Here is a 13,697-nt window from a genome sequence, read left to right as displayed (position 1 = left end):
AATCGATACATTTACTATTTGACTATTTCACTGAGCGTTCCTGTTCCAACTGATTATAGGATTGTTTGATTGTTGTTAATGTTTCTACATGGCGATAGATGTTGTTACTTGCCGTAACGATAACACATAACATGATCAAGCCTATAACCACTTTTTTCCCCAATCCCGGACGAAGGCTGATGACGAAACCTCCACCCAACAGGAAGAACGCAAACAGATAATGTCCCGCATACAGGTACATATCATATTGAAATACAGCCAGACCAAAGCCCACGACGACATGAAGCAAAAAGGCAAACAGAATATATGGCACAATGGTCCACACTTCACGTTCACGAATGCCCTTAATGAAGCCCATGAATGCCAGTAGTAAAACAAAGATACCTGTCATCTGCACATAGATTGGATTGGAACGTGATAGATCCGTAACAAAGGCTGCCATGCCCGGGTCCAGTAAATGCATCTTCGGTGTCAGCATCGGATTAATGGTTAACATGTTCAATACTTTCCAATGAACAGCGAACTGGAATGGTGTTGCATAGCTTGTTCCACCATTTTGAATGCCCAACAGCCAGTTACTAACCCAGCTACGGCCCCCAAAGGCAACATACTGAATGCCAGTTAATACGACGATGATCAGAACCGCCAGTGCCATGATGCCGATGTATTTTTTCAAATTCGCCTTATTGCGCCATGTATTCATATTAAAGAATGTGGCAGCAGCAAATGGTACGATATTGGTCGAGGTTAGTCCAAAGTTAATCGATGCAAGCAATGCATTGGGTACATAACGTACGTCCTGACGCTCACGAGTATACTGCATGTAAACCACCGACAACAGAATAACGAACTGTACATAAGGATACGAATCCGGGATCAACGCGGTATACATCAGGTATGAACTGAAACCAAACAGTAAGGCAAGCAGCAGCGGTACGATGGTCGGTTTATCTTCTTTTTGACTCAGGAACAGATACGCCAGCACCACCGAACCCGCATTCACCAGCGATTGCAGGATTAGAAAGAACCAGTTGCCTCCCAGAAATTTCGCTACAGCCGCAAGGGTTACTGCGAGAAAGGAAATCAGCGGATGGATCACGGAAGAACTGTTGTCCCCATAATACATTGAAGGATCAAAGTTGAATAAATTGATTGGAAACAGCGTTGTATTAAATGGGGTATACGCCCCAAGCATCTCTGCATTATTTTCAATGTACAGAACATACGAGCCGTTCATTAAACCATAGAACAGAGCAAATCCCGCAAACAGGTAAAAGGCTGTCCAGTTGGCTCTGCGATTATAAAATAAGTAATCTAAAAAGTTCATTCTTTCATTTCACATCCTGATTAATTAAGTTCTAAAACACCAGTAACAGTAGGCCACCCATAATACATGCCACACCTATCCAGCGTAAAGGGCCCACCATCTCCTTAAATACCAACCGTGCGATGATCAGAGTCCAGACATATGTTAATGCGTTGGCAGGCAGTACTACGGTTAATGGAAGAAACTTCAACAATACAATATTCAGTAATGCACCTGTTCCATAGAATCCGAGACCCGTGAGCACATGCAGGCGATTGCGACTTGTCGCATAAGCTTTCAATCCGGCCCCACCCAGTGCACCACACAACGTCATGACAATTAATACGGCAACCATCCAGCTATCGATCAACACTGGTTAATGTCACCCCGATTCCAAGCAACACAACTGCTGCCAGCTTTTGCACCGTAATTTCTTCCCCAAGCAAAAAATACCCATAGATTAAGGCAAATACGTAGCTGGCACACATCAGAGGATAAGCAACTGAGAGTTTTTCCAGAGCAAAAGCTTTAATCATCAAAATCGCTCCAAGTCCATAACACAGAAAACCAACACCTAGGTAAATCCACTCGGTTAGTCCCCATTTCCAAAACAATTGACCCGTTGCTGTCAGAAAAGCGGAAACGAGCATCAACCATTTACCAGTATGACGCGATTTTATTTCCCCCACGTTAATGCCTCCATGTCCGGAACACGCTTGTTAATAAAGTATCGTTGACTTACAAGTTGCATGACTGGAAGGTCGGATAAGGAGTCCGAGTAGGAACATGACTGGTCATAATCAATGACCATATTCTTCTCACTCAGATAAGCCTGAATTCGGCGTACCTTCTCTTCCCCTTTGCAATTGCTGCCATCAACTCTGCATGTGTAACCATTCTCATGACGGACAAGTTCAGTTCCAATTACATGATCCACCCAGGGAAAATTATTAAAGTATTTCATATAGGCATGCGGAGATGCAGTTACTAGCAAGACATGATACCCTGCTTCTTTGCGATGTTGCATCTCTACACTGGCCTCGGCAAAAATGGACGTACGCAAGCGAGTATCAAAGAAATGTTCGAGATCTTTTTCAGACATACGCTCAATTTCTTGAAAGTAGGATCGTTTGACTTGTTCAACCGTCATAAAACCTGCCTTGAATAACACGGTATGTAATGCAATGACAGGTAATCTCCATACCTGCCACGGGTAACGGCGAACACCGTAATGCACAAATTGAAACATGGAATCACTGCGTATGATCGTTTTATCAATATCAAAAATTGCGACTTTCGTGCTTTTCACCCTGATCCCCCTCAGCCTTTATTCAAAGATTGCAAAGATTGTAACAACACTTATCACATACAACATAACCGTAATTAATATAGGCTTGTCCTCAAACAGCACACGATCGGGCGAACCTCCCTGGTTCTTCATGTGGATCAGATACAGGTAACGGAACATGCCGTAAATGACCAATGGGATCGTCCACATGAGATGAATGGTTCGATCTGAAGTGAATGTGAACAGGGAATAACTGATAATCGTAGCTGTTGTCACAATTGTATTGAATTGATCCAGTAACGTAATGGAGTAGTTATCCAAAACCTTACGATGTGATCCCGTATTTCCCTCAAGCAACGTGAGTTCATTTCTGCGTTTTCCAATGGCCAAAAACAACGACAACAGCATGGTACAGATCAAAAACCACGGTGTGAATGGCACATGGATCAGCACACCACCTGCAATGGCACGAAGTACAAAGCCGGCTGCAATGGTCATCATATCCAGGATAACAAGATGTTTCAGCACAAATGAATACGATACATTCAACAGGAAATAAACGATACATAACACCCCGAATAGAGGGTTCATCATGAAGGCCGTTCCTACGGAAAGGATTAATAGAATAATGCCAAACAACAAAGCATGACTCGGATTCACCTGCCCAGAAGCCATAGGACGATACTTTTTCACCGGATGCTGTCGATCCCTGTCCCGGTCTACAAAGTCATTTAAAATATAAACACAGCCTGCAACAAGGCTAAATAGAATAAAACCAAGCAACGTCGTAAGAATGGTTTCAGTCCGAATCTCTTCAAAAGAAAATAGTAACGCAGCAAATAACAGCAGATTTTTAGTCCACTGTTTGGGTCTTAACAATCTGATTAATCCTGACACTGTACTGCCTGTTCCTGTAGCCGGTGAGGACACCGTACTTGTTCGTGATGATAACAATTGTAATAACTCCCTTCAACAACAACTTCTGTATATAACAAATAACGTAAAGATCTAATCATATGTTGCTTGTATAATTTTGTAAAGGGAGTAAATGAAAAAATTCTAATATGGGCATAAAAAAAGAGACCGTTTCCGGTCTCTTCGTTAGTACATGATTTAACTATTGGGTAATGCGATTAAAATTCAAATTGTACGTCGCTCAGACGACGTTTGATCTCAGCAATAACACGTTTCTCTTCCTCTTCACCCTTCGCTTCAAAGGTTACGGAGAAACGAACAAAATTACCCGCATCATCCCAAGGTACGGATGAGATCAGTTTCTCACGGATCAGGAATTGGGAGAAATCTTCGCCTGATTCGAAGCGACGTCCGCCAACCACACCTTTTGGTGCTTCTACATACAGGAAGAATGAACCTTTAGGTTTTTCAGCCTGGAAGCCCAGTTCGTTCAATGCGGCAACGAGCATGTCGTGACGGCGAGAATATTTCTCTGCAATTTTTTCCGTAATTTCAGGGTGATTCAATCCATAAGCAGCAGCCTTTTGAATCGCGATGAACTGACCGGAGTCATTGTTGTCCTTCACGTCACTGAATGCTTTGACTACAAGCGGGTTACCCGCTACAAATCCGATTCTCCAACCCGTCATGTTGTAGGACTTGGACAGAGAGTGTAACTCTACGCCGACATCCTTCGCACCAGGTACCGACAGGAAGCTGAACGGTTTTTTGCCATCATACGTCAATGCTGCGTATGGAGCATCATGTACAACCACAACATTGTATTTCTTAGCCCATTCCACAACTTCAGTGAAGAACTCCACCGTCGCGCTTGCGCCTGTTGGGTTGTTCGGATAGTTCAGGTAGAGCAACTTCGCACGTTTTGCGATGTCTTCCGGGATAGCCGTCAGATCAGGCAGGAAGTTGTTTTCTTTCGTCAATTGGATGTTGAACACTTCTCCACCCAGATACTTCGTATGTGTACCCATAACCGGGTAACCTGGAACGGTCATGATCGTCACATCACCCGGATTGATGAAGCATGAAGGCATCATCGCCAAAGCCGGTTTTGAACCAATGGAGTGTACGATTTCAGTATCTGCATCGATACCTTCTACGTTGAATACGTTTTTCAGGTAGGAAGCAGCAGCAGCTTTGAATTCAGGAATACCATTGTCGGCATAACCACGGTTCTCAGGTCTGGAAGCTTCTTCTGCAAGTGCAGCTACAATGCCTGCATCAGCCATTTCGTCCGGTTCACCTACACCAAGGTCAATCAGTTCCACATCGGGAAAATCTTTTTTTGCCGAAGCTTTGGCACGTTTGATTTTCTCGAATTTATAAATGTTCGTGTCTTTACCATAGTTGGAGCCACCGATACGGTCGGCAAAATTAGTCTGAATGTAAGTTTCTTGGTATTTATCGATACTCATAACGTTGTTCATCTCCTCATTTGACGCAAATTTCTACACTTTAATATGAAGCATTTGCGTGATCAAAGCCATGGACAAAGTATCCGAACATTTGTACTTTCTTGGAGCTGTTAACGACTGCGTAGCGAGGCGAGCACGTCTTCCATATCTTGCGGAATCGGAGCTGAAAATTCAAGGTATTCTCCCGTTGTTGGATGCACAAATCCAAGAATGGCCGCATGAAGAGCCTGTCCTTGCATTTTGATGCCTTTATTCCGTCCATAAGTTGGATCTCCTACAAGCGGGTGACCAATAAATTTCATGTGAACCCGAATCTGGTGAGTACGTCCTGTCTCCAGTTTCAATTCCAGCAAGGTGTAATCATTAATCCGCTCTGTAACGGTAAAATGCGTAACGGCATGTTTACTGTTACGTTCTGTGACCGTATACATTTTGCGGTCATTGGTATCCCGTCCAATCGGTGCATCAATGGTACCTTGATCATGATTAAGATGACCATGAACAAGCGCAATATACCGTCTATTCACCGTATGTTCCTTCAACTGAGCAGCCAGTGATGCATGAGCACGATCGTTCTTGGCAGCCATGATCAGGCCGGATGTATCCTTATCGATACGATGCACAATACCAGGACGCAACTCCCCATTAATACCCGAGAGGTCTTTGCAGTGATGCATAAGTGCATTAACGAGGGTACCCGACGTGTGTCCTGGTGCCGGATGCACCACAAGACCACGCTGTTTGTTGATCACGATCAGGTCGCTATCTTCATATACCACTTCCAGCGGAATATCTTCGGCAATGATCTCCACAGCAGCTGGTTCTGGAATCTGTAACTCAACCAGATCCCCTTCGGATAACTTGGCATTGGCTTTGACTACAGAACCATTTACCGTAACCATTCCGTCTCCGATCCACAATTGAACTTGGGAGCGAGATACGTTATCCACGGCTTCCGTAATATATTTGTCAATTCGTTCTTTTTTATGTTCAGCGGCAACGGTCCATTCCATACGTTCATTGCCATTCATTAGTTCTTCGTCGTTAATCTGTTCCTTATTCGGATTACTCATGATGTTCATTCCCTTCAATCTTCGCGGCTGCTTTTTCGCGCCGTCCTTCAAGCAATGTCTCCACTATGATCAACCCTACACCGATGCAGATTGCCGAATCGGCGATGTTAAAAATGGGAAACGTATAACTTCCAAAATTAAGTTGTACAAAATCTACAACTTCTCCGGTCAATGCCCGGTCAAGGAAGTTGCCAATTGCTCCACCAAGCACCAAACTTAGCGCCACAGGTAGCAATTTGTGCGGGGTATCTTTTACCTTTTGCAAATACCAAATCAAGGCAACGACCACAATCAACGTAACCACGATAAAGAACCAACGCTGGTCTTGCAGAATGCCAAATGCTGCTCCTGAGTTACGATGTGATGTGATGACAAAGAAATTGCCAATGACCGGAATTTCTTCTCTGAGTTCCATCCGGGTTGCAATCAGATACTTGGTTCCCTGATCCAATAAAAATACGATAAAAGCGAGGATATAATACACCACGTTTGTTTGTCACTCCGTTCTTGTCTTTTCCAAACGATACCAGGCTTACGCCAGACTTGTTTATTGTAGCACAGCTGTTTGGAAATCGTCCACGACGCGCTACATCGCAATGCTTATGGCAAAAACGATAACATTTCCCTTCTGTAATCTTGCCCTCAATGGCACATCCTACAATAGAGTCAAAATCCGGATTTCAGCATGAAAGCAGAAAGGGGAAAATCATGTCACATTTTACTAACGAACAGCTACAATTTCTACGTTCCCAACTGATGTCCGATAAGCGCGATATTGAACATAGACTGTCGGAAAACGAGCATTATGGCCTTGGAGACTCCCTTAAACTACAGACAGGTGAATTATCACCAATTGATAACCATCCTGGTGACATAGCCACGGAGGTGTATGAACGCGAGAAAGATATTTCCCTGCTGGAACATGATGAATTCCAATTGGAACGAATCGATTCTGCACTGCACTCCATCGAAGAAGGACATTACGGTACATGTGCGGTCTGCCAGCAACCCATCCCTTATGAACGCATGGAAGCTGTCCCCTACACCAAATACTGCAAAAAACATCAACCAGAAACCGTTGTCTCTGAGAACCGCCCTGTAGAAGAAGAATTCCTTGCCCCGGCATTTGGTCGAACCAGTCTGGACGAGCGTGATGATCAAAATGGCTTCGATGGTGAAGACACTTGGCAGATTGTTGAAAGCTGGGGCACATCGAACTCACCAGCCATGGCTGAAGGACGCGATATCGACAGCTATGATGTTATGGCGATTGAAGCCACCGATGAAGTGGAAGGATGCGTTGAAGCGTACGAAAGCTTTGTTGCCACGGACATCTATGGTCATGACGTCTCCATCGTGCGTAATCGGCAATATCGCCAGTACCTGGAGAACCGTGAAGGCGAGGGTCTGTTAGAACCGGATATGGAGACGGATGACATGTACTAAATGCACTTTGATATCTTTCACCTTTAATCGCTGCTAATCGCTTAGTATGTGTTCATATCAAGCTGGCGCTGGACAATGCGCACAATATCAGCGATGTAATCTCCAACAATGGGAAGATTGAGCGCCCCAAGTAGCTGCAAAACGTAAATGATCGTTGCTGCGAAAAAGGTAAACCCAATCGCAATCCCCACACCTCGTGCGGCTCCAGACAACAGGTTAAGTCCAATCAATTTCCATGGTCTGTTCAGCAATTCTGTGTATTGCGCTATTCGTGAACGTTCCAGTTCATTCGCCAGACGGTTCGTCAGGGTATGTAACTCTTCAATTTTGTCATGCGAATTCAGATTATCTGATGTTGGTTGTTGTGAAGTGGATGCGGTTTGCTTGTCATGTTCGCTCATGTTTTGGTCAGTTCCTTTGATCAATATAGATTGACTGCACTATAGAATCATTGCCTTATTGCCTAAAAAACAAACGAGCCCAGAACCAGGGAATATGTCCCTGCCTCTGCGGCTCGTTTGTTTATACTCTATATTCTGTCCTAATTGAATGGGACATGCTCCGAATTACGCTTCGATGTAAATACCGATCGATTTGCCTCCGGCTTCAACGCGTTCCATGGACTCATTCGAGCCAAATGTAACTTCGGTTACGAGAACATTTTCACGCAACACATCATCAAACGCCTGAATAGCTTCCTGAAGAGATGCATCCACATCCAGTGTCAAACGTACTCTTTTCTCAATCGGCAGGTCCAGACGTTTCCGGGTATCCTGCACAGCACGAACCACTTCACGGACCCAACCTTCCTGTTCCAAGGCTACCGTGATTTCGGTATTCAGCGCAACCGTCAGACCGTAACCTGATGCTGAAGCAAAACCTGATTTGGCCTGTTTATCAACCAATAATTCTTCGCTCGTTACTTGCAGCTCTTCGCCTTCCGGTGAAACGATGTTCAGTACACCTTCCGAAACCACTTTACGCGTCTCATCGGCTGACATTCCCTTGAAGAAGTTCTGCAGGAACCCTACGTTTTTACCGTATTTCTTACCTGCAACTTTCAGGTTCAGCTTCAATGTAAAGTCAACGAATTCCGCATCATTATGCTCCGTACGGATTCCTTTTACATTGATCTCTTCTTTGATGATCTCTTCATAACTTGCCAGGTCAAACCCTTTATCCAAAGAAACAATCAATTCGGACAGCGGCTGACGTGTCTTGATGCCTGTTTCGTTACGAACGTTACGGGCAAGTTCAACCACGCGGCGAGCCGTCTCCATATCCTGTTCCAGTCCTGCATCAATCAGCGCTTCGTTGGCTACCGGATAGTCTTCCATGTGCACACTCTCACCTGTTGCAAGGTTCAGATAGATGTCTTCTGCCAGCATCGGTGTAAACGGAGCAACCAACTTCGCAGTAGTCACCAGTACCTCAGTCAATGTACGGTAAGCGTCCAGTTTATCCTCTGTCAGACCACTTCCCCAGAACCGGTCACGGGAACGACGGATATACCAGTTACTCAACTCATCAACAAATGCTTCAATCGCTTTGGAAGAGTTCAGATAGTCGTTAACCAGCAATGCTTTTTCTACAACCAGGATCAGGCTGTTCAGTCTCGACAGAATCCAGCGATCCAGCTTGTGTGCAGACAGTTGGAACGGGTGCTCCTGTGGATCAAATCCATCAATGGTAGCATAAAGCGTCAGAAATGCATGGGTGTTAACCAGCGTATCCACCATTTTGGATTTGGCTTCCCCTACGATACCTTTGGAGAAACGTTTGCTGTTCCACGGTGCACTGTCAGACAACAAAGCCCAGCGGAATGCATCTGTACCGTATTCTTCAATTACTTCCCAAGGATCGATAACGTTACCTTTGGATTTGGACATCTTCTGTCCGTTCTCGTCAAGAACGTGTCCTGTAGCCATAACCGCTTTGTAAGGCGCTTTGCCTGTCAAAAGGGTGGAAACCGCCAGCAAGCTGTAGAACCAGCCACGTGTCTGGTCAATCCCTTCACAGATCATATCCGCAGGGTACTGCTGTTCGAATACTTCTTTATTTTCAAATGGATAGTGCTGCTGGGCAAACGGCATGGAGCCGCTGTCGAACCAGACATCGATCACTTCCGGTGTACGTTTCATCTCATATTTGCCACAAGAGCTCATGACTTTAACGTCATCCACATATGGTTTATGCAATTCAAGATTCTCAGGCACATCACCTACCGCACGAGCACGCAATTCTGCAATGCTGTGTGGAGCAAATTGTTCGCCAGTCTCCTCGCACACCCAGATGTTCAGCGGAGTTCCCCAATAGCGATCACGGCTGATGTTCCAATCCACCAGATCCTCAAGGAATTTCCCGAAGCGACCTTCACGAACGTGACCTGGGTACCAATCCACTTCACTGTTGTTGGCAATCAATTGGTCCTTGATGGCTGTTGTTTGGATAAACCAGCTATCCATTGCATAGTACAGAAGCGGTGTATCACAACGCCAGCAGAATGGATAGCTGTGCTCATATTTTTCTTTGCTGAACAACCGTCCATGCTCAGACAGATATCGCACGATATCAATATCACAATCCTTCACAAAACGTCCCGCAAAGTCAGTAACCTCAGCGACAAATTTGCCTTCCAAGTCCACCATGTTCACAAAGCTGATCCCATTCTCACGGCATACACGATAGTCATCTTCACCATGGGCAGGAGCCATGTGTACGATACCCGTACCACTTGCATCCGTTACAAAGCCTGCACCCAGAATGATGTTGGCTTTCTCAGCCTGTACGTAGTTGAACGGAGGATCATACGTTTTGCCAACCAGATCGGCACCTTTCAGTGCACCGATGATCTCATACTCACCTTTGGTATCTTTCATCACTTTTTCAACCAGATTGGTTGCCATGATGTACACTTCATCACCTTGACGAACACGGGAGTAGTCCATATCCGGATTCACGGCAAGTGCAACGTGTGAAGGCAGTGTCCAAGGTGTTGTCGTCCAAGCCAGTACAAATTCTCCGCTGTCATTCAGTTTGAATTTCGCTGTAGCACTCAGATCTTTGACGTCTTTGTACCCTTGTGCAACTTCATGGGAACTCAGTGTTGTCTGACAAGAAGGACAATACGGGCTCACACGGTGACCACGATATAACAGGCCTTTTTCATGAATTGTCGCCAGGATGTTCCATACACTCTCGATGTAGTTGTTATCAAGGGTAATATACGGGTTATCCATATCCGTCCAATATCCGATACCTTCTGTCAGATCACGCCATTGTTGCTCGTATTCAAATACGCTTGCTTTACATTCATTAATGAATTTCTCCACGCCGTAATCTTCGATTTCCCACTTGTGGGAGATACCAAGCTTTTTCTGTACACCCAGTTCTACAGGCAGACCATGTGTATCCCAACCTGCTTTACGAACAACACGGTAACCCTTCATCGTGTTATACCGTCCAACAAAATCCTTGATTACCCGTCCCAGTACGTGACCGATATGCGGTTTACCGTTTGCTGTAGGCGGCCCTTCATAAAATACGAAGTTTGTTTTGCCCTCCCGGTTTTCGATGGATCTTTTAAATGTATTCTCCGTTTTCCATTTATCTAACACGCGTAATTCTCTGGCACGTGCCTTCTCTTTGACGTCAACTCGTTGCATGATGATTATCTTCCCTTTCTTTGGTTGGATTGTGGACCGTCCACAAAAAGCGTTTCAATCCCCCTAAATCCCCCTTGCCAAGGGGGACCCCATAGGCGCTCCGCCCTCTGGACACCCGGGATGGGTTGTCGTTGGGGATCGATGGCGCTTATGGGCGAAGGTTAATGTGCGTGATGGCGGCCATTTTGCGGCTGTTCCCTGCGTGAACGCCGCATGGCCTTACTGCGAGGCGGGTGTTGCCGGGTGCTTCGCTTTCCCAGCGGGCGGCTCTCTCCTTGAGGTCCCTTCGGGCCTCATGAACGTTCGCCTTAGCGAAACCCGTGTGCCGGGTGCTTCGCTTCCCCGGCGAGGAGGCTCTCTCCTTGAGGTCCCTTCGGGCCTCATGGACGCTCACCTTAGCGAAACCCGTGTGCCGGGTGCTTTGCTTTCCCGGCGAGCGGCTCTCTCCCTGAGGTCCTTTCGGGCCTCATGGACGTTCGCCTTAGCGAACCCGTGTGCCGGGTGCTTCGCTTCCCCGGCAGGTGGCTCTCTCCTTGAGGTCCCTTCGGGCCTCATGGACGTTCGCCTTTTTTGGACACAAAAAAGCCCCGTCCCTGGAAAGGGACGAGGCTATACTCGCGTTACCACCCTAATTCTGTTCATCACAAACCACATCCAGGCAAACCTGGGTATGCTCTGTCATCAACAGCGCTTATGCCCCGCTATACTACCGCAGGGTGCCGTTATAACGTACGGCTTACGGTTCGGCTTACACACGGCAATCATAATCACCGCTTCAGCGTCACTTCTCCGGGGAGATATTCGGCTATAACTCATCCATTGGTTTGCACCAACCACCAACTCTCTGAGGGATGAGATCATAACGTACTGAACCCGTCATGGAATCACTATTCATTATGAATATAGTTATAGCCTCTTTGCAGACAAAAGTCAACCAGGCGACAGACTAATAAATTTCTTTCATCTCCCGCTCACGGTCACGCACTTCCTGCTCCCGGCTCTCCAGCACTTCCCAACCATCCTGAGTCAACAGTTCAAGCTGCGCTTCAACAAGCGTGCGGAAACGGGCACGATAAATCGAGGCCTGCTTTTTCAGTTCTTCCACTTCCAAAGCAATTTTGCGAGATTTGCCCAACGATTCGTTCACGATCCGGTCTGCATTTTTCTCTGCTTCCTTCACGATCAACTGCGCTTCTTTCTTCGCATTACCCTTCACATCATCAGCAGCTTCCTGCGCAATGATAATCGTTTTGCTAAGCGTCTCTTCAATTGTAGAAAAATGATCCAGTTTCTCCTGAACGGACAGCAACTGATTGCTCAGCTCTTTGTTCTCGCGAATGACGCCTTCGTAATCTTTGATGACTTGATCCAGGAATTCATTGACTTCATCCTCGTCATACCCGCGCAAACGTCGGGAAAATTCCTTGTTGTGTATGTCCAGCGGCGTTAATGGCATGCTGTCCACCTCCTGTTAAAGTTCCTTCCCGTCCAGAGAAGGTTTGCAGCATATGGGTACCACCCAAGGGGCCGTATCGTTGATGCCTAACCTTGGCAACGTATACGGAATGCAGGATCAGAATTGCATCCTCCAACGTTCATGTAAAGCTTTGACTTAATGTTTATCGGATACACCGCGTATTTTCTACACCTTTATGATAAACATTTCGACAAGAAAGCGGATTTTCCTGCAACAGACTCAGGCAAATTTGCCGATTTTCACTCGGCAACGCCCTTTTTTGGTCATCCCATCCTGTTCCATAACCTTGAAGCGGCCAAATCCCTGAATGGATACGACATCACCCGCTTTTAGCGACTTGGAGGGATCTTCCTCAACTTTCCAGTTCACACGGCAGCGACCAGCTTTGATCGGAGCCAGCACTTTACTGCGACTAAGCCGATACACATCTGCGCAGATTCCATCCAAACGAAGCGAAGCGACCGTAATGTCCATCGTCTCCAGTTTACTCTCTGACCATCGCATCTGATCCAAAGGAAGTAACTCTGTGAACACATGTAACCGATGCACCTGATTCAGTTGAAGCGATAAAAAAGCGCCGGTTTCCGCCGCCACCACTGTATGGCAACCGTCCTCCAGCACTTGGATATCCCCGATCTTTCCACGTTTCATCCCAAGCCCGAGCAGGGAACCCATATAGTCCCCATGCTCCAGCTCCGAGATTTTCTGATCATCAGACGTAATACTGAGCACCTGCATACCCATATCCTCATCATCCAGATACATATAATCAGGTGCAACCAGCGCACGCTTGCGTTCAGCAGCCTCGTAACCACCATCCAGACGAATCTGAACGTCGTTACGGCGATTGGCAAGAGTCTGTAATATAAAAACCTGTCTTGGATCAAGAAAGTCAGTTAGCTTCATGTCATGATACTTACCCGCCTGCTCAACCCAATCCGAAGCCTTATCTACAAAATCCCGCTCATCATGGCTAAAATGTTCGTAAATTTCACCGCTCATCTATGTCACCCTACCCTAATAGTCCGTGTTCAAAAAGACCGGTTTTCAGTACC

At 46.1% G+C, this 13,697-nt stretch carries 13 protein-coding genes and 1 other annotated feature; of the genes, 1 reads left to right on the top strand and 12 read right to left on the bottom strand.

Going from position 1 to position 13,697, the window contains the following annotated elements; genetic code table 11:
* Positions 1 to 22: 22 nt before the first annotated feature.
* The 8 genes from MHI01_RS28400 to lspA all read right to left on the bottom strand — a co-directional run bounded on the left by MHI01_RS28400 (position 23) and on the right by lspA (position 6,541).
* Positions 23 to 1,327, bottom strand: a complete 1,305-nt coding sequence (locus tag MHI01_RS28400; RefSeq protein WP_340984641.1) for a DUF6080 domain-containing protein — start codon at positions 1,325 to 1,327, stop codon at positions 23 to 25.
* 31 nt (positions 1,328 to 1,358) lie between these two features.
* Positions 1,359 to 1,661, bottom strand: coding sequence for a permease (locus tag MHI01_RS28395; RefSeq protein ID WP_340984640.1), 303 nt, complete (start codon positions 1,659 to 1,661; stop codon positions 1,359 to 1,361).
* Positions 1,662 to 1,665: 4 nt separating this feature from the next.
* On the bottom strand, positions 1,666 to 1,956 hold the full coding sequence (locus MHI01_RS28390; RefSeq protein WP_197997836.1) for an EamA family transporter: 291 nt from the start codon (positions 1,954 to 1,956) through the stop codon (positions 1,666 to 1,668).
* A 26-nt stretch (positions 1,957 to 1,982) separates the two neighbouring features.
* Positions 1,983 to 2,615: an HAD-IB family hydrolase gene (locus tag MHI01_RS28385; RefSeq protein ID WP_036614827.1), complete on the bottom strand. Its 633-nt coding sequence runs from the start codon at positions 2,613 to 2,615 to the stop codon at positions 1,983 to 1,985.
* Between the two features lie 18 nt (positions 2,616 to 2,633).
* On the bottom strand, positions 2,634 to 3,524 hold the full coding sequence (locus MHI01_RS28380; protein ID WP_340984921.1) for a decaprenyl-phosphate phosphoribosyltransferase: 891 nt from the start codon (positions 3,522 to 3,524) through the stop codon (positions 2,634 to 2,636).
* 203 nt (positions 3,525 to 3,727) lie between these two features.
* On the bottom strand, positions 3,728 to 4,981 hold the full coding sequence (locus tag MHI01_RS28375; protein WP_036674844.1) for an LL-diaminopimelate aminotransferase: 1,254 nt from the start codon (positions 4,979 to 4,981) through the stop codon (positions 3,728 to 3,730).
* A 110-nt stretch (positions 4,982 to 5,091) separates the two neighbouring features.
* Entirely contained in the window at positions 5,092 to 6,054 is a 963-nt protein-coding gene (locus MHI01_RS28370; protein WP_373865043.1) for an RluA family pseudouridine synthase, read from the bottom strand.
* On the bottom strand, positions 6,047 to 6,541 hold the full coding sequence (gene lspA / locus MHI01_RS28365; RefSeq protein WP_017687321.1) for a signal peptidase II: 495 nt from the start codon (positions 6,539 to 6,541) through the stop codon (positions 6,047 to 6,049). Before lspA ends, MHI01_RS28370 begins: the two co-directional genes overlap by 8 nt.
* 221 nt (positions 6,542 to 6,762) lie before the next feature.
* On the opposite strand from lspA, the gene MHI01_RS28360 reads away from it, so the two are divergent.
* Complete coding sequence (locus MHI01_RS28360; RefSeq protein ID WP_074095844.1) at positions 6,763 to 7,500, top strand: TraR/DksA C4-type zinc finger protein; 738 nt, start codon at positions 6,763 to 6,765, stop codon at positions 7,498 to 7,500.
* 41 nt (positions 7,501 to 7,541) lie between these two features.
* Here the strand turns inward: MHI01_RS28360 and MHI01_RS28355 are convergent, their stop codons facing one another.
* The 4 genes from MHI01_RS28355 to MHI01_RS28340 form a co-directional block, all read right to left on the bottom strand.
* Complete coding sequence (locus MHI01_RS28355) at positions 7,542 to 7,901, bottom strand: DUF5665 domain-containing protein (protein ID WP_036674841.1); 360 nt, start codon at positions 7,899 to 7,901, stop codon at positions 7,542 to 7,544.
* 165 nt (positions 7,902 to 8,066) lie between these two features.
* Positions 8,067 to 11,165, bottom strand: coding sequence for an isoleucine--tRNA ligase (gene ileS / locus MHI01_RS28350; protein ID WP_340984639.1), 3,099 nt, complete (start codon positions 11,163 to 11,165; stop codon positions 8,067 to 8,069).
* Positions 11,166 to 11,761: 596 nt separating this feature from the next.
* Positions 11,762 to 12,054: a binding site (T-box leader), on the bottom strand.
* A gap of 57 nt (positions 12,055 to 12,111) precedes the next feature.
* On the bottom strand, positions 12,112 to 12,621 hold the full coding sequence (locus MHI01_RS28345; protein WP_017687316.1) for a DivIVA domain-containing protein: 510 nt from the start codon (positions 12,619 to 12,621) through the stop codon (positions 12,112 to 12,114).
* Positions 12,622 to 12,861: 240 nt separating this feature from the next.
* A complete protein-coding gene (locus MHI01_RS28340) occupies positions 12,862 to 13,644 on the bottom strand; it encodes a YlmH family RNA-binding protein (RefSeq protein ID WP_036614847.1) in 783 nt (260 codons plus the stop codon).
* Positions 13,645 to 13,697 lie beyond the last annotated feature (53 nt).

It is taken from the genome of Paenibacillus sp. FSL M7-0656 (assembly GCF_038003225.1).
Lineage (GTDB): Bacteria > Bacillota > Bacilli > Paenibacillales > Paenibacillaceae > Paenibacillus > Paenibacillus amylolyticus.
The sequence above is the reverse complement of the archived record's forward strand: the minus strand, read 5'-3'. Positions and strand labels throughout refer to the sequence as shown.